Annotated in this window: 17 protein-coding genes; 16 read left to right on the top strand and 1 reads right to left on the bottom strand. The window is 70.1% G+C overall.

From position 1 onward, the window contains the following. The first annotated feature begins 27 nt into the window (after window positions 1–27). The 6 genes from ACFYX4_RS35995 to ACFYX4_RS35970 all read left to right on the top strand — a co-directional run bounded on the left by ACFYX4_RS35995 (window position 28) and on the right by ACFYX4_RS35970 (window position 7,174). Window positions 28–1,311, top strand: a complete 1,284-nt coding sequence (locus tag ACFYX4_RS35995) for an NAD(P)/FAD-dependent oxidoreductase (protein ID WP_389342808.1) — start codon at window positions 28–30, stop codon at window positions 1,309–1,311. Between the two features lie 91 nt (window positions 1,312–1,402). Continuing rightward, window positions 1,403–2,812 carry an aspartate ammonia-lyase gene (gene aspA / locus ACFYX4_RS35990; RefSeq protein ID WP_389342805.1) on the top strand — a complete coding sequence of 470 codons (1,410 nt, stop codon included), beginning with the start codon at window positions 1,403–1,405 and terminating at the stop codon, window positions 2,810–2,812. Between the two features lie 49 nt (window positions 2,813–2,861). Next, a complete protein-coding gene (locus tag ACFYX4_RS35985; protein WP_389342802.1) occupies window positions 2,862–2,987 on the top strand; it encodes a hypothetical protein in 126 nt (41 codons plus the stop codon). A gap of 14 nt (window positions 2,988–3,001) precedes the next feature. Beyond that, window positions 3,002–3,343, top strand: coding sequence for an SDR family NAD(P)-dependent oxidoreductase (locus ACFYX4_RS35980; protein WP_389342799.1), 342 nt, complete (start codon window positions 3,002–3,004; stop codon window positions 3,341–3,343). Window positions 3,344–3,766: 423 nt separating this feature from the next. Next, window positions 3,767–5,290, top strand: coding sequence for an ABC transporter substrate-binding protein (locus ACFYX4_RS35975; RefSeq protein WP_389342796.1), 1,524 nt, complete (start codon window positions 3,767–3,769; stop codon window positions 5,288–5,290). A 105-nt stretch (window positions 5,291–5,395) separates the two neighbouring features. Next, on the top strand, window positions 5,396–7,174 hold the full coding sequence (locus ACFYX4_RS35970; protein WP_389342915.1) for an ABC transporter permease subunit: 1,779 nt from the start codon (window positions 5,396–5,398) through the stop codon (window positions 7,172–7,174). A 103-nt stretch (window positions 7,175–7,277) separates the two neighbouring features. On the opposite strand, the gene ACFYX4_RS35965 is transcribed toward ACFYX4_RS35970, so the two are convergent. Continuing rightward, window positions 7,278–9,509, bottom strand: a complete 2,232-nt coding sequence (locus tag ACFYX4_RS35965) for an alpha-L-fucosidase (protein WP_389342793.1) — start codon at window positions 9,507–9,509, stop codon at window positions 7,278–7,280. 377 nt (window positions 9,510–9,886) lie between these two features. Here ACFYX4_RS35965 and ACFYX4_RS35960 point away from each other — a divergent pair, with 377 nt between their 5' ends. The 10 genes from ACFYX4_RS35960 (at window position 9,887) to ACFYX4_RS35915 (ending at window position 19,816) form a co-directional block, all read left to right on the top strand. After that, entirely contained in the window at window positions 9,887–10,948 is a 1,062-nt protein-coding gene (locus ACFYX4_RS35960) for a sugar ABC transporter substrate-binding protein (RefSeq protein ID WP_389342790.1), read from the top strand. A 48-nt stretch (window positions 10,949–10,996) separates the two neighbouring features. Next, window positions 10,997–12,562 carry a sugar ABC transporter ATP-binding protein gene (locus ACFYX4_RS35955; RefSeq protein ID WP_389342787.1) on the top strand — a complete coding sequence of 522 codons (1,566 nt, stop codon included), beginning with the start codon at window positions 10,997–10,999 and terminating at the stop codon, window positions 12,560–12,562. Continuing rightward, window positions 12,555–13,598 (top strand): ABC transporter permease, encoded by a 1,044-nt coding sequence (locus tag ACFYX4_RS35950; protein ID WP_389342784.1) that lies wholly within the window; start codon window positions 12,555–12,557, stop codon window positions 13,596–13,598. Before ACFYX4_RS35955 ends, ACFYX4_RS35950 begins: the two co-directional genes overlap by 8 nt. Window positions 13,599–13,697: 99 nt before the next feature. Then, complete coding sequence (locus ACFYX4_RS35945; protein ID WP_389342781.1) at window positions 13,698–15,023, top strand: L-fuconate dehydratase; 1,326 nt, start codon at window positions 13,698–13,700, stop codon at window positions 15,021–15,023. Then, window positions 15,016–15,918, top strand: a complete 903-nt coding sequence (locus ACFYX4_RS35940) for an amidohydrolase family protein (RefSeq protein WP_389342778.1) — start codon at window positions 15,016–15,018, stop codon at window positions 15,916–15,918. The genes ACFYX4_RS35945 and ACFYX4_RS35940 overlap by 8 nt, the downstream gene beginning before the upstream one ends. After that, complete coding sequence (locus ACFYX4_RS35935) at window positions 15,909–16,346, top strand: RbsD/FucU domain-containing protein (RefSeq protein WP_389342775.1); 438 nt, start codon at window positions 15,909–15,911, stop codon at window positions 16,344–16,346. The genes ACFYX4_RS35940 and ACFYX4_RS35935 overlap by 10 nt, the downstream gene beginning before the upstream one ends. After that, window positions 16,343–17,395 (top strand): zinc-binding dehydrogenase, encoded by a 1,053-nt coding sequence (locus ACFYX4_RS35930; RefSeq protein WP_389342772.1) that lies wholly within the window; start codon window positions 16,343–16,345, stop codon window positions 17,393–17,395. Before ACFYX4_RS35935 ends, ACFYX4_RS35930 begins: the two co-directional genes overlap by 4 nt. Next, window positions 17,392–18,153 (top strand): SDR family NAD(P)-dependent oxidoreductase, encoded by a 762-nt coding sequence (locus tag ACFYX4_RS35925; RefSeq protein WP_389342769.1) that lies wholly within the window; start codon window positions 17,392–17,394, stop codon window positions 18,151–18,153. Before ACFYX4_RS35930 ends, ACFYX4_RS35925 begins: the two co-directional genes overlap by 4 nt. Continuing rightward, on the top strand, window positions 18,150–18,782 hold the full coding sequence (locus ACFYX4_RS35920) for a bifunctional 4-hydroxy-2-oxoglutarate aldolase/2-dehydro-3-deoxy-phosphogluconate aldolase (RefSeq protein ID WP_389342765.1): 633 nt from the start codon (window positions 18,150–18,152) through the stop codon (window positions 18,780–18,782). The genes ACFYX4_RS35925 and ACFYX4_RS35920 overlap by 4 nt, the downstream gene beginning before the upstream one ends. Further along, window positions 18,779–19,816, top strand: a complete 1,038-nt coding sequence (locus ACFYX4_RS35915) for a sugar kinase (protein ID WP_389342762.1) — start codon at window positions 18,779–18,781, stop codon at window positions 19,814–19,816. The genes ACFYX4_RS35920 and ACFYX4_RS35915 overlap by 4 nt, the downstream gene beginning before the upstream one ends. Window positions 19,817–19,841: the final 25 nt, after the last annotated feature.

Raw genomic sequence — 19,841 nt, 5'->3', positions numbered from 1 at the left:
CTGAAAGAACATCAGAGGACGTACGCCATGAAGCAGATCCCCTACTGGCTGGACACAGCCCCCGCCCTGCCCGACCGTTCCGGAAAGGACCTGCCCGAAGAGGCGGACGTGGTGGTGATCGGCGGCGGCCTCACCGGCCTGTCCACCGCCTACCACACCGCCCGCAAGGGTGCCCGGACCGTCCTCGTCGAGAAGGACAAGGTCGGCTCCGGCGCCTCCGGGCGCAACGGCAGCATGTGCACCCAGGGCATCACCATCAGCCCCGCCGAGGCGCGCAAGCGCTACGGGCAGGAGCGGGCCCGCGAGCTCTACGACTCCTTCCGCGACGCGGTCGACCTCGTCGAGGCGCTCACCCGAACCGAGAACATCGACTGCGACTTCAACCGCGCCGGGCGCCTCGGCGCGGTCTGCAAGCCCGGCCACTTCGACGGCCTGCGCGCCAAGCAGCGTGACCTGGCCGACAACTTCGGCCACGAGACGGTCGTCCTGAGCAAGAGCGAACTGCGGGCCGAACTCGGCACGGACTACTACCACGGCGCCCTGCTCGACCCGGACAGCGCGGCCCTGCACGTGGGCAAGTTCGTCGGCGGTCTGGCGGGCGCGGCCGAGCGGGCCGGGGCCGACATCCACGAGCGCAACGCCGCCACCGGCCTCCACCGCCTGCCCGGCGGCGGTTTCCTGGTGGAGACCATGCACGGCACCGTCCGTGCCAAGCAGGTCATGGCCGCGACCGACGCCTACACCGACAAGTCGATGCCGTGGTTCCGCAAGCGGCTGATCAACGTCGGCAGCTTCATCATCGTCACCGAGCCGCTGGGGGAGGAGCGCGCCAAGGAGCTCATCCCGAACGGCCGCCTGCTGGTCGCCCACAAGAACGTCGGCCACTACGTCCGCCTCACCCCCGACAACCGCCTCGCCTTCGGTGGCCGGGCCCGCTTCGCCCCGTCCAATCCGGCGTCCGACGTCAAGAGCGGTGACATCCTCAAGCGGGAGATGACGGAGATCTTCCCGCAGCTGGCGGGGGTGCGCATCGACTACGTGTGGGGCGGCATGGTCGGCTTCTCCTGGGACCGCATTCCGCATGCGGGCGAGGTGAACGGCCTGTACTACTCCATGGGTTACTGCGGCCACGGCGTCCAGATGGCCACCTACATGGGCCGCGCGGTCGCCGAGATGATGGACGGCAAGCCGGAGGCCAACCCGCTGCGCGGCTTCGGCTTCCCGAAGGTGCCCGTTCCCTTCTACAACGGCACTCCCTGGTTCCTGCCGTTCGGCGGCGCCTATTACAAGGCGAAGGATCGCCTGCTCTGAGCAGGTACGACACCGGTGACACCGCGGGGGCCTTCCGTGCAGCGGCGCGGAAGGCCTCCCACCATGCCTCCCGAGAGAGGGCCCCAGCCCCATGACCCCAGTCACCCGCAGTGAGCATGATCTTCTGGGCGATCGGGATGTTCCCGCCGAGGCGTACTGGGGTGTGCACACGCTGCGCGCCACGGAGAACTTCCCGATCACGGGGACGCCGATCTCCGCGTACCCGCACCTGATCGATGCCCTGGCCGCCGTCAAGGAGGCCGCCGCCCTCGCCAACGAGGAGCTCGGGCTGCTGGCGGCGGAGAAGGCGGCCGCGATCGTCGCCGCGTGCCGTGAGATCCGGTCCGGCAAGCTGCACGACCAGTTCGTCGTCGACGTCATTCAGGGCGGAGCCGGCACCTCGACCAACATGAACGCCAACGAGGTCGTGGCCAACCGGGCGTTGGAGCTGCTCGGGCACGAGAAGGGGCAGTACGGGTTCCTGCACCCCAACGAGGACGTCAACCTCGGGCAGTCGACGAACGACGTCTACCCGACCGCCGTGAAGGTCGCGACGGTGTTCGCGGTGCGCGGGCTGCTCAAGGCGATGGCCGTACTTCAGGACGCGTTCGCCCGTAAGGCCGTCGAGTTCCGTGACGTGCTGAAGATGGGCCGCACGCAGTTGCAGGACGCGGTGCCGATGACGCTCGGGCAGGAGTTCTCCGCATACGCCGTCATGATCGAGGAGGACCGCAGCCGGCTCGCGGAAGCGGTGGAGTTGATCCATGAGATCAACCTGGGTGCCACGGCCATCGGCACCGGCCTCAACGCCCCCGTCGGGTACGCGGAGTCGGCCCGCCGCCACCTCGCCGGGATCACCGGGCTCCAGCTGGTCACGGCCGCCAACCTGGTCGAGGCGACCCAGGACTGCGGGGCGTTCGTGCAGATGTCGGCCGTGCTCAAGCGGATCGCCGTCAAGCTGTCCAAGAGCTGCAACGACCTGCGCCTGCTGTCCTCCGGTCCGCGCGCGGGTCTCGGCGAGATCAACCTGCCGCCGGTGCAGGCCGGTTCGTCCATCATGCCCGGCAAGGTCAACCCGGTGATCCCGGAGGTCGTCAACCAGGTCGCCTTCGAGGTGATCGGCAACGACGTCGCCATCACCATGGCCGCCGAGGCCGGTCAGCTCCAGCTCAACGCCTTCGAGCCGATCATCCTGCACTCCCTGTCGGAGTCGATCACGCATCTGCGCGCGGCCTGCCTGACCCTCGCCGAGCGCTGCGTGTCCGGCATCACCGCCAACACCGAGGTGCTGCGCACGACGGTCGAGAACTCCATCGGCCTGGTCACCGCCCTCAACCCGCACATCGGCTACACGGCGGCCACCGACATCGCCAAGGAGGCCCTCGCCACCGGCCGCGGTGTCGCCGAACTCGTCCTGGAGAAGGGCCTGTTGCCCGCCGAGACCCTCACCGCCCTGCTCCGCCCCGAGGTCCTCGCCGGCAGCGGCCAGGTGCTGGCCTGACGGCCGCCGGTACCGGTACTGGCCTGTCCACCACTGAAGAGGAACGAACATGAGACTGCGGGACGTGAACGCCGTGATCACCGGAGCATCGAGCGGGATCGGCCAGGCGGTCGCCTCCCACTTCCGCCGCGACGATCTCTACCTCGCGGGCGACCTCTCCACAGCAACCTGCTGAGCGCGTTCCTGGTCATGAAGCACCTGATGCCGCTGGCCCCCGAGTCGGGAGCGGCGATGGTGTGCGTCAGCTCTCGCCTCGGCATGGTCGGCATGCCGAACCAGACCTTGTACTCCGCCGCCAAGGGCGGCCTCATCGCGCTCGCGCGCGGCGCCGCCATCGTGGCGCCCGGTCTGATCATGACGCCGATCATCGAGGCCTCGTTCCAGCGACGCCCCGACCCTGCTGCCTACCAGCGCGTCGGAGAGGAGTCCATCCTGCTCCGCAGGCTCGCCACACTCTTCCTCGCCTGCCCGGAGTCGTCGTATGTCACCGGTGCCGTCCTGCCCGTGGACGGAGGCTGCACGGCGTTCTGAGCCGCACGGCGGGCGCCGGTCATGCCAGGGCCTGACCGCGCGGCACGGTGATCACCGGTCCGCATCGCTCCATCGGCCCAACAGCGCTTCGGCCATGTCTGCGTCGGGTTCTGCCGACGTGCTGTGGAGCGACTGCTCGGTCCAGATCACCTTGCCGCGGGGCACGTAGCAGGTGCCCCAGCGCTGCGTGAACTGGGCGACGAGGAACAGGCCCCGCCCGCCCTCGTCGCGAGGGTGAGCCCGGTCGCGTCACGGTAAAGCCATCGGTCGCGGATGGCGTGACCTCGTACTCGATCTCATTGGTTGAGAATTCACTTACCGGGGTTAGATCAAGTTAGGCATGCCTTATATGCTGGCTGGGTTCCCCTCGCTCTTTCTGGCGTGCCGGGATTCAGGCCACCCCTCTCGCACGACAGGACACCCATGCGTACGCCCCCCCGAGGTCTCCTCTTGACGCTGGCCCTCACCCCGCTGCTGGCCGGATGTTTCGTGGCGAGCGAACCGGGCTCCGGTTCGGGCGCGGAAGGCGGGCCGGGCGGGCGGCTGAGGATCGCGCTCGCGGTGCCGCCGGCGCAGGCGCTGTCCCCCTACAGCAACGACGCCACCGTGCTGAGCAAGCTCTCCGTGGCCGAAGGCCTCACTGCCCTGGACGGGAACGGCGCCGCCGCGCCCGCGCTGGCGAAGTCCTGGAAGCAGGTCAACCCCACCACCTGGACCTTCGAGTTGCGCGAGGCCACCTTCCAGGACGGCCATAAGGTCACCGCCGAGTCCGTGGTCAAGGCCCTCGACCACGCGGACGCCGCAACGCCCAAGCCTCGCGTCCTCAGCGATGTCACCCTCACCGCGAAGGCCGACGACGCCGACACCGTCACCATCAGCACCAAGGCCGCCGACCCGGTGCTCCCGCTGCGCCTGGCCAGCCCGGCGCTGGCCATCCTCTCCGACAAGGCGTACGGCAAGGACGGCGCCGCCAGCCCGGTCGGCACCGGAACGGGCCCCTTCAAGCTCACGAAGCTGGCCGGCAAGTCCAAGGCGGCCCTCGACCGCTACGACGGCTACTGGGGCGGCAAGGCCAAGGCCCCCGGCATCGACATCACCTGGATAGCCGACGGCACCGCCCGCGCCAACGCCCTGCGCGGCGGCGACGTCGACATCGCCGAGTGGATACCCACCGCCCAGGCGAAACTGTTGGACGCGAAAACTCGGCATGAAGTGCCGTCGGTACGGACCGACAGTCTCGTCCTCAACACCGGCAGCGGCCTGTTCACCGATCCATCGCTGCGCGCGGCCGCTCGTGAGGCCGTGGACGGCTCCGCGCTCGTCGACTCGGTCTTCGGCGGGTACGCCGACCCCGCACAGGGCCTCTTCGGGCCCGCCGTGCCCTGGGCCGCCGACAAGCGCCTCGAGGTCACCGGCCGCGCCCAGGCCGCGACACCCGCGCAGGTCAAGGCCGAGACGAAGGGCAAGACCCTGCGCCTGGCCACTTACACCAACCGCGCCGAACTGCCCGAGGCCGCCACCGTCCTTCAGCAGCAACTGGAGCAGGCCGGGTTCACCGTGAAGCAGGACGTCCGCGAGTACACGCAGATGGAGGCCGACCTCCTCGCCGGCAAGTACGACGCCCTCGTCTTCTCCCGGGTGACGCTCCTCGACACCGGCGACGCGGTCGCCTACCTGACGAGTGACTACACGAGCGACGGCGTGTACAACATCGCCCGTCTGAAAGACCCCGAGGTGGACCAGGCCATCAGGTCCGCGGCCGTGGAAGGCAATGTGACGAAGCGGCAGCAGAAGATCATGGCGGCCGAAGCCGAGATCCTGCGCACCGACGCTCTCGTGCCTCTCGTCCACGAGAAGGTCGTCCAGGGCATCGCCACCGATGTCGAGGGTGTGCTCCTCGACCCTCGCGAGCGCTCCCTGATCGACGTCGACACCCACCTGAAGTAGCGGCCGGTGAGCGTCACGTCGGTCGGTACCGAGGCCGGCCCGTCCCGGTGGCGGGCGGGCCTCGGCCGCCTCGCCGCCGGGACCGCGCTGCTGACGGCCGTGGCCATGCTGCCCTGGCTGTCCGGCAACGACCCCGCCCTGACGGTCCTGCGGGCCCGTTCCGCCGACCAGGACCCGACTCCGGAGCAGTTGGCCGCGGTTCGGGAGCAACTGGGTCTGGACGAAGGGCCGTTCGCGCATCTCGCGCACTGGCTGGGCGGGCTGCCGCGGGGCGACGCGGGCACCTCCTGGGTGTCGGGCGAGGCGGTGCTGCCGCAGGTGACAGGTGCCTTCGCGGTCTCCTTCACGCTGATGCTCGGGGCGCTCGTCGTCACCATCGCGGTCGCGGCACTGGTCAGCGCCCGCACCGTTTACCTCGGCTCCCGGCGACGGCTGCACCAAAGGAGAGGCGCCATCGGGGTCGCCGTCCTCGCCGCGCTGCCCAAGTTCCTGCTCGCCGCTCTCCTCGCCACCGTGTGCGGGGTGTGGCTGGGCTGGTTCCCGTCCAGCGGATGGGAGGGACCGGCGTCTATGGTCCTGCCCGCGCTCGCCCTCGGTGTTCCGTCCGGGGCGATGATCGGCGCTCTGCTCGACCAGTCGCTGCCCGCCGCCTTCAACGAGCCGTGGGCCCGGACCTGGCACGCCTACGGCTTCGCGCCCGGCCGCGTGGCCCGGCATGCGCTGCGGCGCGCGCTGGCCGGGGTGCTCCCACAATTCCTGGCGACCGTCGTGGCCCTGGTCGGTGGTGCCGTCGCGGTGGAGAAGATCTTCAACATTCCCGGGCTCGGCCGCCTCGCCCTGGACGCCGCCATCGCGCAGGACCTGCCACCCTTGCAGACCGCGACCCTGGCCCTCATTCTGCTCGGCGTCGTCGCCGGCCTCCTCGTCCGGGCCCTGCGCCGCGCACTGCTCGGCCCGGCCCTACGGGACGGCGCCCTTCCCGCCCTGCACGCACCGGGCGCTTCCCGCGGTCGCTTCACCCGCTGGGCCGCCGTCGCCTGTGCCCTCGCACTGTTCGCGCTGGTCACCGCCGGACTGCTCCGCGATCCGCTCCATGTGGACACGGCGGCCCGACTGCTCCCGCCCTCGGCCGCACACCCGTTGGGCACGGACGCGCTCGGCCGCGATCTGTTGGCCCGCCTCGGCCACGGCGCGCTGCGCACGGTGGGCGTGGCCCTCGCGGTGACCGCGGTGTGCACGCTCACCGGCCTGTTGCTCGGCATGGCGGCGCAGGCCGGCGCGGGGCTCACGGAAGTGGTGTCGACGATGCCGGCGGTCCTCGCCGGACTGCTGACCACCGCGGTGACCGGCCCGTCCGCCTCGGGTGCCGCCCTCGCGGTCTGCATGGTCGGCTGGACGCCCTACGCAGCCCAGGCCGCGGCGTTGCTGGAACAGGAGCGCGCCAGCGGCCACATGCTCGCGTCCGTCTCCTTCGGCGCAGGCCCCGGCTATCTCCTCCGCCACCACCTGCTGCCCGCCGTACTGCCGGGTGTCCTGCGCAACGCCCTGCTGCGCCTGCCCACCACGGTCCTCGTACTGGCCTCCCTCGGCTTTCTCGGTCTGGGCGAGCAGCCGCCCACCGCCGAATGGGGCCGCCTGCTGTCGGAGAACCAGCCGTACGTCGAGCTGGCGCCCTGGACCGTACTCGGCCCGGCGTGCGCACTCGTCCTGCTCTCCGTTCTCTCCGTATCCGGCACGGACGCCGTGACTGTGGGCAGCTCGGCGTCCGTCCGGACGTCCCGTCGGTCCCGCGGGCGAGGTGCGCGGGCGGAGGGCGGGGTCAGTGCCGGGCGAACCGGACCCCGGTGGGTTGTACGACGTTCGGCCGCAGCGCGATCCAGATGACGGTCAGGCGTTCTCAGTGGTGACTCACCGCCGTGGTGACCCACCGCCGCCCGGTCGACTCGGAACGGAAACCGGGCGGCGGCGGGGGTCCGGGGAACAAGGATCAGAGGGCCGTGAAGGTCCACAGCAGGTTGGTGCTGCTGCCGTACGTCCACTGCTTGGTGACGGAGCCCGAGCCGACGTTGCCGCCGCCGTCGAGGGCCAGGCCGGTGGTGCGGTTGGCGATCGAGTAGCGGTCGCCGCCTCTGTGGGTGATCTTCCACTGCTGGTTGGTGCCGCCGTTCCAGGGAGCCTGTCGGGCGGGAGAGCCGTCGGAGGTGGCGCCCCAGCCGTCGGCGACCATGCCGTTCGTGCGGTTGACCAGCCGGTAGTAGCCGCCCCCGACCGCCTCCGCCTGCCACTGCAGGTTGGAACTGCCGTCCCACGTCCACTGCTTGAGGTTCGCCCCGGAGGCCACATTGCCGCCGCTGTCCAGGGCAAGTCCGTTGGTTGCGTTGGTGACCCGGAAGTGCGTCGCCGGGTTGAACTGGACCCTCAGCGAGGTGATCCGGTCGTTGTTGCCGGTGACCCGCAGGTCGGGGTTGTCGGCGGTGAAGGTCCAGGAGGTGCCGGTGAAGTTGTCTCCGGAGTAGCCGATCACCTGGTAACCGGGGGCCGGCCGCAGGGAGGAGAGCGTGCCCGCGCCCAGTCCGGCCGCGGTCAGGTCGGCCGCGGTGTAGTCGCCGACGGCGAACACGCCGGCGTTACCGGTGTAGTTGACGTCCGTGAAGGCGACGGCTCCTGCGAGCGGCCGCAGCGCCGGGATCGTGCCGGAGAAGGCCAGCTTCAGGACGTAGGCGTTCGCGCTGTACGGCGCCGAGGAGGGCAGAGTGACCGTGAGGCCGGAGGAGTTCTGGGTCGGTGCGGGCAGGTCGATGTAGGTGCCGGCGGTAGTGCCGAGGAGCTTCACCGAGGACAGCGACGAGAGGTTGATCCGGTCCGAGCCGAGGGTTTTGATCGTCAGTGAGCTGCCGGGCCAGCCCAGGACGGTGGCGTACAGGACGGTGTTGGCCTTGTTGCGAGTGAAGCGGATGTCCTGCGGCGTGCCGGCGTGCGGAGTGGTGAACGAGCCGCCCCCCATTTTCGTCGGGCCCTCGCCGTACGCGGTCCAGGCTCGAGTCGCGTACACCGACTCGCCGAAGCGCTTCAGGTGGTCTCCGATACCGAGCAGGATGTCCTTCTGCGCCTGGGGGACGGTGCCGTCGGCCATCGGCGCGATGTTCAGCAGCACGTTGCCGTTCTTGCTGACCCGGTCGATGAACGAGTGCAGCATCTGCTGGATGGTGTAGTAGCCGATGCCCTGCGTGTAGCACCAGCTGCTGCTGGAGATGCTGTCGTCGGTCAGCCAGTACGGGGTGGTGAGGTCGGCCGGGCCGCCGCGCTCGTAGTCGAAGACCTCGCCCTTGCCGTTCATGCCGTCCTTGTACGTGGCGACGACCTCACGGCCCCAGCTGTCGGCCTGGTTGTAGTAGTACGCGAGGAAGTTGAGGCGCTGTTGTTCGTTGACGGCGGTCAGGTTGAAGTCCTGCCACAGGATGTCGGGCTGGGCGCGGTCGATGACCTCCTTGAGCTTGTCGTACCAGAGCTGGTTCTCCGCGGTCGGCCCCAGCTGCCCGTAGAGCTTCTTGAGGCTCGGGTCCGTCTGGGCGGGGGCGTGTTCGTAGAAGCCGGTGAAGTTGTACGCGTGGTGCATGGCCACCAGCAGCTTGAGGCCCTTCGCGCGGATGGCCGTGGAGAAGAGCTTCAACAGGTCGAGGCCCGGGCCCTTCTTCACCGAGTTCCACTCGTTGACCTGGCTGTCCCACATGGAGAAGCCGTCATGGTGCTCGGCGACCGGGCCGGCGAACCTGGCGCCGGCGTCGACGAACAGCTGCACCCATTCGTCGGGGTCGAACTTCCCGCCGGCCGACTTCAGCTTCGGCGCGAACTGTACGAAGTTGCCCGCCAGGTCCTGAGCGCCGTTGATGAAGTTGTGGTAGGGCCATGCCGACGGCTGCCCGTAGGTCGCGATGTGGTGCTGGTTGGCGTTGTTGCCTGCCTCGTACATGTTCCGCGGGTACCACTCGTTGCCATAGGCGGGGACGCTGAAGACGCCCCAGTGGAAGTAGACGCCGAACTTGGCGTCCTGGAACCACTCCGGGGCCGGCGGGTGCTGGTCGACGGAGTTCCAGTCCGGTGTGTAGGTGCTGGGCGCCGCCTGGGCGATGCCGGCACCGAACACACCTCCGGCAACGGCCGCGGTGGCGACGCAGGTGGCACCGGCCAGGAAGTGGCGTCTGTTGAACGAACTCGACATGGAGATGAAGGTCTGCCATGTCTCCGTGGGATGTCAACCGGCGTGCAGGGATGAAAAGTATCGGGCAGTCAGGTAATTCGCCCCTATCTGACCTGTTCGTTGCGATTGTCGACTGCCAGACATGGCATGTCTGTCAGGAGCTCATGGCTGATTGCGTCCATCCGGCGGCGAGGATTGATGGGATGGATCTCGTTCTAGCGCGTCACCTCTCAGCCACTAAGTGCCCGTTGAACTGGTACTTTGTGATAGGCCGAACGGGAAGCTAGACAGTGCATCGGGAGCGGGTCTATAAACATCCCATCTCTATTGCACGGCGATATGCAGATGTCGTCGAGGCGAAACATCTCCCGCTACGGGACCGGCGCGAGGAAGCACCGATGAGATTCAGAACCGCCCTCCGTTCCGCCGTATCCACCCTGTCCGCACTGGCGTTGCTCAGCGCGTGCAGCGGCTCCGCCACGTCGACGTCGTCGAGTGGCATGCCCCTCGTAGGCGTCGACTACCCGCGCTCCGACACCGACTTCTGGAACTCGTACATCAAGTACACGCCCCAGTACGCCAAGGAGCTGGGGCTGGACCTGAAGACCACCAACTCGCAGAACGACGTCGCCAAGCTCACTGCCAACGCGCAGACGTTCATCAGCCAGGGCGTCAAGGGTCTGGCGATGGCGCCGCAGGACACCGCCGCCATCGCCCCGACCCTGGCGCAGTTGGAGGCGAAGAAGATCCCGGTCGTCACCGTCGACACCCGCCCCGACACGGGCAAGGTGTTCATGGTCGTGCGCGCCGACAACCGTGCCTACGGCGAAAAGGCCTGCCAGTACCTCGGGACCAAGCTCGGCGGCAAGGGCAAGGTGGTGATGCTGCAGGGCGGCCTGGACTCCATCAACGGCCGTGACCGCACCGAGGCGTTCAACGACTGCATGAAGAAGAACTATCCGGACATCAAGGTGTTCGGCGAGGCCACCAACTGGGACGGCGCCGTCGCCGCGCAGAAGCTCCAGACGCGACTGACTCAGCACCCGGACATCAAGGGCGTCTACATGCAGTCCAGCTTCGCCCTGTCCGGCACGCTGCAAGTCCTGAAGCAGAAGGGTCTGTTGGTGGACCCGAAGGACAAGAAACACGTGTTCGTCGTGTCCAACGACGGCATCCCCGAGGAGCTGAAGGACATAGCCGCCGGGAAGATCGACGCCACGGTCTCCCAGCCGGCCGACCTCTACGCCAAGTACGCCCTGTACTACCTGAAGGCAGCGATCGAGGGGGAGACCTTCAAGCCTGGCAAGACGGACCATGACAGCACGATCATCCAGGTCCGCGACGGCCTGCTCGAGGACCAGCTCTCCGCCCCGCTGGTCACCGCCGACGGCGGCACCTACGGCGGCGTGCCCAGCGTCAAGAGTGACGACAAGTCGCTGTGGGGCAACAACCTCGGCTGACATCCCTTTACCAGGAACCCAACGGATATCCAGCACAAGGCGGTTGAGATGAGTGACGGGGAGCGAGCAGCCACCCCCGCGCCCGCCCAGGCGGACGACGGACGGGCACCCTCGGACCCGCCCGTCGTCGAGGCGGCGGGCATAGTCAAACGATTCGGTCCGACGGTGGCCCTCGATGGCGCCCGGATCACCATCGGGCCCGGTGAGACCCACGCGCTCGTGGGCCGCAACGGAGCCGGCAAGTCGACGCTCGTGTCGGTCCTCACCGGCCTTCAGGCCCCCGACGAGGGAACGGTCACCTTCGGCGGCAGCCCTGCACCACGACTCGCGGACCGCGACGCCTGGCGACAGCGCGTGGCCTGCGTCTACCAGAAGTCGACGATCATTCCCACGCTGACCGTGGCCGAGAACCTCTTCCTGAACCGGCACGACCGTGGCCGCAGCCGCCTGATCAGCTGGCAGGGTGTGCGCCGACGGGCGCAGGAGTTGCTGTCGATGTGGTCGGTGGACGTCGATCCGCAGACCCCGGCCGGGGATCTGAGCGTGGAGCAGCGGCAGTTCGTGGAGATCGCGCGGGCGCTGTCCTTCGGTGCCCGGTTCATCATCCTCGACGAGCCGACCGCCCAGCTCGACGGGGCGGCCATCAACCGCCTCTTCGACCGGATCCGCGACCTGCAGCGCCAGGGCGTGACCTTCCTCTTCATCAGCCACCATCTGAAGGAGGTCTACGAGATCTGCGACATGGTGACGGTGTTCCGGGATGCCCGGCACATCGTGACCGCCCCGGTCGCGGAACTGCCCCGCACCGAGCTGGTCGCGGCGATGACCGGCGAGGCGGCGATCGACCGGCTGCGGGAGCGGTCGAGTTCCCACGACACCACCGTCACGCCCGCGCTGTCCGTGCGCGCGCTGGACAGTGGCGCCACCTACGGTGATGTCAGCTTCCAGGTGGGCGCCGGGGAGATCGTCGGCCTCGCGGGGGCCGCCGGCAGCGGGCGGACCGAGGTCGCCGAGACCGTCGTGGGGCTGCGGGCGGCAACGGCGGGCGAGGTGGAGATCGCCGGCAGGCGGCCCCGGCCCGGCAGTGTGCCCGCGGCGCTTGCCGCCGGCGCCGGGTTCGTCCCCCAGGACCGGCACCACCAGGGCTTCGTTCCCGACATGTCGATCGCGGACAACGCCACCCTGTCGGTGCCCAAGCGGCTGGGCCAGGGCGGGTTCCTGAGCCGTGGCCGCCGGGACCGGCTTGCCGAGGGCATGATCGAGCACCTGGCGATCAAGACTCCCGGTCCCGAACTGCCCGTCTCCGCCTTGTCCGGAGGCAACCAGCAGAAGGTCGTCATGGCGCGGGCCCTGGCCGACGACCCCCGGCTGCTGGTGCTGATCAACCCGACAGCGGGCGTGGACGTGCGCTCCAAGGAGTTCCTCCTCGGCAAGGTCGAGGAGACCGCGCAGACCGGCACCGGCGTGCTCATCGCCTCCGACGAACTCGACGACCTGCGCATGTGCGACCGGGTCCTGGTGATGTTCCAGGGCCGTGTGACCTCAGAGATCGCCCGCGGCTGGCACGACCACGACCTCGTGGCCGCGATGGAAGGAGTGGACCTCGATGCCTGAAACCGCCCTCGCGGACACGCCCACCCTCGAGACGGAAGCGGCCGGCCCCAAGCGAATCGCTCTGCTCGGCGGCCGGATACCCCTGGCCCGCCTGCGCGACCTCGCGCTTGTCCCGGCCATCGTGGTCATCGCGATCGTCGGACAGATCGTCAACCCGGTCTTCCTACAGGCCGACAACCTCGTCAACGTCCTCCAGACCATGTCCGAGATGGCTCTGCTGGTCCTCGCCCAGACGATGGTCCTGATCGTCAAGAAGATGGACCTGTCGCTGGAGTCCACCATGGGTCTCGCGCCCGGCGTCGCGGCCTGGCTGGTGGTCCCGGTCGGCGCGGGCCACGGACTCGGACTGCTCTCCGGCGCGTGGGCCATCCCCGTCACCCTCGCCGTGGGCGCGCTCGTCGGCGCGATCAACTCCCTGCTGATCATCCGCTTCGGTCTCAACGGCTTCATCGTCACCCTCGGCATGCTGATCGTGCTGCGCGGTGTCCTCACCGGTATCTCCGGCGGCCAGACTTTCTTCCAGCTGCCCGAGTCGATGCTCTACCTCGGCACCGCACAGTGGTTCGGGATGCCCGCCTCGATCTGGATCTGCCTGGTCCTGTTCGCCGTCGCGATCGTGGTGCTCGGCTGGACCAGCTTCGGCCGTTCGCTGTACGCCATCGGCGGCAACGTCGACGCCGCGAAGGCGGGCGGCATCCGCACCGACCGGGTGCTGTGGATCGTCATCGTCACCGGCAGCGTGCTCGCCGCCCTCGCCGGACTGATGCTGTCCGGACGCCTTGCCTCGGTGGCCTCGGCCCAGGGCAACGGGTACATCTTCACCGTCTTCGCCGCCGCCGTCATCGGCGGGATCAGCCTCAACGGCGGCAAGGGCAGCATGTTCGGCGCCTTCTGCGGCATCCTCCTGCTCTTCATGATTCAGAACGTCCTCACGCTCGGCGGCGTCCCCGCCCAGTGGATCGGCGCCCTCAACGGCCTGATCATCCTGGGCGCCCTCGCCATCTCCCGCATCACCGGCGGCAAGGTCCAGGAGTGACCCGGGCGGCCGTCGCCCGCCGCCCGACCTCCGCCGCGTTCACGTCTCGTCGCAAGGGGAGCGAGCGATACCCCCTTGCCTCCCAGAGGAGTTGCCGCCATGTCCTCCACCGTGCCCTCATCCGCCCGCATCACCGCTCTGGACGTTCTGGACGTGCGGTTCCCCACCTCCGAACACCTCGACGGCTCGGACGCCATGAACCCCGAACCCGACTACTCCGCCGCGTACGTCGTCCTGCGCACCGACGCCGGCGACGGACTGGAGGGCCACGCTCTCGCCTTCACCACCGGACGGGGCAACGACGTGCAGGCGGCCGCCATCGCGGCCCTGGCCCCGCACGTGGTGGGCCTGTCCGTCGAGGAGGTCTGCGCCGACCTGGGCGCGTTCTCCCGCTCCCTCGTGCACGATCCCCAATTGCGCTGGCTGGGCCCGGAGAAGGGCGCCATCCACATGGCCACCGGCGCCGTCGTGAACGCCGCCTGGGACCTCGCCGCCAAGCGCGCCGGCAAGCCCGTGTGGCGCTTCCTCGGCGAGATGTCGCCCGAGGACCTGGTCGGCCAGGTCGACTTCCGCTGGCTCAGCGACGCCCTCACCCCCGAGGAGGCCCTGGAAATCCTGCGCCGCGCCGAGCCGGGCCGCGCACAGCGCATCGGCCACCTGATCGACGAGGGCTACCCCGCCTACACCACCACCCCCGGCTGGCTCGGCTACTCCGACGAGAAGCTGGCCCGTCTGGCGCGCGAGGCCGTCGCCGACGGCTTCACCCAGATCAAGCTGAAGGTGGGCGCGGACCTGGAGGACGACGTACGGCGCATGCGCACGGCCCGCGAGACCGTCGGCGACTCCATCCGCATCGCGGTGGACGCCAACCAGAGATGGGACGTCCAGCCCGCGATCGACTGGATGAGCGCCCTGGCCCCCTACCGGCCGTACTGGATCGAGGAGCCCACCTCACCCGACGACATCCTCGGCCACGCCGCCGTACGCAAGGCCGTCAGCCCCATCAAGGTCGCCACCGGCGAGCACATCGCCAACCGGGTCGTCTTCAAGCAGCTCCTCCAGGCCGGCGCGATCGACATCGTGCAGATCGACTCCGCCCGGGTCGGCGGCGTCAACGAGAACATCGCGATCCTGCTCCTCGCCGCGAAGTTCGGCGTGCCGGTCTGCCCGCACGCCGGCGGGGTCGGCCTGTGCGAGATGGTCCAGCACCTGTCGATGTTCGACTACGTCGCCGTCTCCGGCACGACCGCGGACCGCGTCATCGAGTACGTCGACCACCTGCACGAGCACTTCGTCGACCCGGTGCGCATCGTCGACGGCCACTATCTCCCACCGACGCTGCCGGGACTGAGCGCACAGATGCACCCCGAATCCCTCAAGGAGTACACCTACCCCGACGGCCCCGTCTGGGCCGCTCGTGTCTGACGTCCAGGCCCTCGTCGACGCCCACCACCATGTGTGGGACCTGGGCACCCGGCCGCAGCCCTGGCTGGACGAACCGGGCCACGAGCCGATCCGCCGCAACTTCAGCTCACACGCCCTGCGATCGGCCGCGACCCGGCCGATCGCCGGACGGCGACTGACCAGCACGGTGGTCGTCCAGTGCGTCGCGTCCGTGCCCGAGACACGCGATCTCCTCGCCCTGGCCGACAGCGACCCGCTGATCGGCGCCGTCGTCGGCTGGGCGGACCTGACGTCCCCCGCGATCGGCGACGTACTCGACGACCTGCGGCCCGGGCGCGCGGGCCGGTACCTGCGGGCCGTACGGCACGTCGTGCAGGGCGAGTCGGACCCGCACTGGCTCCAACGGCCGGACGTCGAGCGGGGGTTGAGAGCGGTCGGCGAGCGCGGGCTCGGATACGACGTGCTGATCCGCAGCCACCAGCTGCCGCAGGCGATCCGCCTCGCGGAACGGCTCCCCGAGCTGCCGCTCGTCCTGGACCATGCCGGCAAGCCGCCCATCGCGCGGCGGGAACTGACCGACTGGGCACAGCAGTTGCGGGCACTGGCCCGGTATCCCCAGGTCCGCTGCAAGGTGTCGGGTCTCGTCACGGAGGCCGACCACGAGAAGTGGACGGTCGACGACATCCGCCCGGTATGGGACGTCCTGCTCTCCGCCTTCGGCCCCGACCGGCTGATGTTCGGCTCCGACTGGCCGGTCTGCATCCTCGCCGGCGGCTGGAACCGCTTGGCCGCCACCGTCGAGGAACTCCTGGACGGCTGCTCCGCCACCGAGCTCCACGCGGTGCTCGCCGGCACCGCGACCGCCTTCTACCGCCTGACCCCCGCCCCCACGAAGGAGGGGACACCGTGCTCCTGACGGAACTGCTGCACCCCGGCATCCTCGAATCGCTGGCCGGAGCCGGCCACGGCGCCCGTGTGCTGCTCGCCGACGGCCACTACCCCGCGAGCACCGCCACCGGCGAGCGCGCCAGAACCGTCCACCTCAACCTGGCACCCGGCCTGCTCGACGTCACCACCGTCCTCGACGTCCTGATACGCGCCCTGCCCGTCGAGTCGGCCCACGTGATGGTGCCCCCGGAGGGCGAAGCGGAACCGCCCGCCATCGCCGAGTACCGCTCGATGCTGGCCCCCGTTCCGGTCGACACGCTCGGCCGCTTCGAGTTCTACGACGCCGCACGCTCGCCCGACCTGGCCCTCGCCATCGTCACCGCCGACACCCGTACCTACGCCAACCTGCTGCTGACCATCGGCGTCCGCGCTGAAGGGACCCTGACGACACGATGACACTCGCCGTCCGTTACACATCCGCCCGCACCCTGGACACGGCTCCCGCCACGCCCTCCGTTCCCGGTCCCGGTGAGGTGGAGCTTGCCCCCGCCTATGTCGGCATCTGCGGCACCGATCTGCACATCTTCCACGGCGACATGGACGCCCGGGTCGCCGCACCCGCCGTCCTGGGACACGAGATGTCCGGCCGGGTCGTCCGCGTCGGCCCCGAGGTGGAGGGCTGGCAGCCCGGTGACGCGGTGACCGTGATGCCGCTGCGCTGGGACGACAGCTGCCCGGCCTGCCGCGCGGGCCACCAGCACGTCTGTCAGCACCTGGACTTCATCGGGATCGACTCCCCGGGTGCGATGCAGCAGCGCTGGATCGTGCCCGCCTCGACGCTCGTCCGGCTGCCCGACGCCCTTCCCCTTGACCGGGCCGCGCTCGTCGAGCCGACGGCAGTCGCGGTGCACGACGTGGGCCGGGCCGAGGTCGCCGAAGGGGAGAAGGTGGTCGTGGTCGGCGGCGGCCCGGTCGGCATCCTCATCGCGCTGGTCGCGCGGGCCGCGGGCGCCGAGGTCCGGGTGGTGGAGCTGAGCGCCCACCGTCGGCTGCTCGCCGAGGAGTTGGGACTGACGGCGTGGAACCCGGCTGATGTCGACGTGCCGGCGCTGGTCACGCAGTGGACCGGTGACGCGGGCGCGGACGTCGCCTTCGAGGTGTCGGGCGCGGCGGGCGGCGTGGACACGGCGGTCGATGTGCTGGGTGTGCGCGGCCGTCTGTGCCTGGTCGCCATTCACCCCCGCCCCCGCGAGGTCAACCTGCACCGCTTCTTCTGGCGCGAACTCACCCTCGTCGGCGCCCGGTTGTACGACCGCTCCGACTTCGAGAAGGCGGTCGCCCTGGTAGCCGACGGCACCATTCCGGCCGACCGGCTGATCAGCGAGGTCGTGCCGCTCACGCAGGCGCCCGCCGCCTTCGCGGCCCTGGAGGGCGGCGGCGACGTGATGAAGATTCTCCTCGACTGCACTGACTGCACCGACGACGCCCAGGGAGCCACCGTATGACCGCCTTCGACCTCACCGGCAGACTTGCCGTCGTCACCGGAGCGCGGCGCGGCATCGGCCGGGCCATGGCCCGCGCGCTCGCCGGGGCCGGCGCGGACGTCATCGGCGTCAGCGCCTCGCTGGAGGAGTCCGGCAGCGCGGTGGAGAAGGAGGTCCGCGCCGCGGGCCGTGCGTTCGAGGCGATCCGCACCGACTTCGCCGACCCGGACGCGGTACGGGCCCTGGGCGCGGACCTCGCCGGGCGGGAGCGGCCGGTGGACATCCTGGTCAACAACGCGGGCACGATCCGCCGCGCCCCGGCCGCCGAACACAGCGACGCAGACTGGGAGTTGGTGCTCCACGTCAACCTCAACGCCCAGTTCGCGCTGACCCGGGCGGTCGGCGCGGCGATGGTGGCCCGCGGCCAGGGCAAGGTCATCTTCACGGCGTCGCTGCTCAGCTTCCAGGGCGGCATCACCGTCCCCGGCTACACGGCCGCCAAGCACGGCATCGCCGGACTGACCAAGGCACTCGCCAACGAATGGGCCCCGCACGGCGTCAACGTCAACGCCATCGCACCCGGCTACATCGCCACCGACAACACCCAGGCGCTGCGGGACGACCCGGTGCGCAGCAAGGCGATCCTGGACCGCATCCCGGCCGCACGCTGGGGCGGCGCGGAGGACCTGGCGGGTGTCACGGTGTTCCTCGCCTCCGATGCCGCCGCCTACGTCCACGGCGTCGTCCTGCCCGTCGACGGCGGATGGCTCGGCCGATGAGCGGAACCGACCCGGCCTCCGTGCTCGACGGCGCCCGCGTGATGCCGGTACTCACGGTGCGGCGCGTATCGACCGCCGGCCCGCTGGCCGACGCGCTCGTGGAGGGTGGTGCCCGGTGCGCCGAGGTCACCTTCCGCACTCCCGACGCCGAGCAGGTGCTCAAGGAGATGGCCGCTCACGGTGGCCTGGCCGTAGGCGTCGGCACAATCCTCACGCCCGAGCAGGCGGAGCGGGCCGTGGCGGCCGGAGCCCGCTTCGTCGTTTCCCCCGGCTTCGACGAGGAGGTCGTCGCGAAGTGCCGCGAGCTGGGGGTGCCGGTGGTGCCCGGCGTCGCCACCGCGACCGAGCTGATGCGGGCCCTGAAGGCGGGCCTCGACACCGTGAAGCTCTTCCCCGCCGAGCCGCTCGGCGGCCTGCGGACGCTGCGAGCGCTCGCGGCTCCCTTCCCCGGGGTGCGCTTCGTACCGACCGGCGGGATCGCCGCCTCCCGCCTGGCCGCCTACCTCGCCCACCCGGCGGTCCTCGCTGTCGGCGGCAGCTGGATGGCCACCACCGACCACCTTCGGCGGGGCGACTACGACGAGATCCGTCGGCTGACCGCCGACGCGGTGGAGAGGAGCAGGGCGTGATCGACGTGGTGGCCCTCGGCGAGGTGATGCTGCGCTTCGACCCGGGCGAGGGACGCATCCGCACCACCCGGGCCTTCCAGGTCTGGGAGGGCGGCGGCGAGTACAACGTCGTCCGAGGCCTGCGCCGCTGCTTCGGCCTGCGCACCGCCGTCGTGACCGCCCTCGCCGACAACGCGGTGGGCCGACTCGTCGAGGACCTGATCCTCCAGGGAGGCGTCGACACGGCACTGATCCGCTGGGTGCCCGACGACGGCATCGGCCGCACCGCCCGCAACGGCCTCAACTTCGTCGAACGCGGCTACGGCATACGCGGCGCGCTCGGCGTCAGCGACCGCGCCCACACCGCCGTCTCCCAGCTGCGCAAAGGCGACGTCGACTGGGACCCCGTGTTCGCGGCCGGGGTGCGCTGGTTCCACACCGGCGGTATCTTCGCGGGCCTGTCAGACACCACGGTGGACGTCGCCGACGAGGCGATGGCGGCGGCCCGCCGTCACGGGGTCACCGTCTCCTACGACCCCAACTACCGTCCCAGCCTGTGGGCCGGCCGGGGCGGCGCCGACGCCGCCCGTGAGGTCGATCTGCGGCTTGCCCGGCACGCCGACGTCGTGGTGGGCGCCCTCGGCCTGGCCGGGAGGAATCCGGGCGACGTGCGGATCAGTGCCGACGAGGTGCCCGACGCACTCGCCTGCGTCGCCGTCCTCCTGCCCGACGCGAAGGTACTGGCGACGACTCTGCGCGGGGTTCCCTCGGCCGGGGTCAACGACTGGTCCTCGGCCGCCTGGTCCGCCGACAATGGCTTCGTCACCGGCCCCCGCATGCCCGGCCTGGCGGTGCTGGACCGTATCGGCTCCGGCGACGGATTCGCCGCCGGCCTGATCCACGGGCTGCTCGACGGCGTCGGTCTGGAGCGCGCCCTGGCCTATGGCACCGCCCACGGCGCGCTCACCATGACCACGCCCGGAGACGTCTCCATGGCCTCGCTCGCCGAGGTCGAGGCACTCATCGCGGGCGGCTCGGCCCACGTCAGACGCTGACCGGCGACCCATTGTCCACAGCTCA

Source organism: Streptomyces sp. NPDC002328 (assembly GCF_042890065.1).
Taxonomy (GTDB): Bacteria; Actinomycetota; Actinomycetes; order Streptomycetales; family Streptomycetaceae; genus Streptomyces.
This window is presented reverse-complemented; position numbering and strand designations above follow the sequence as displayed.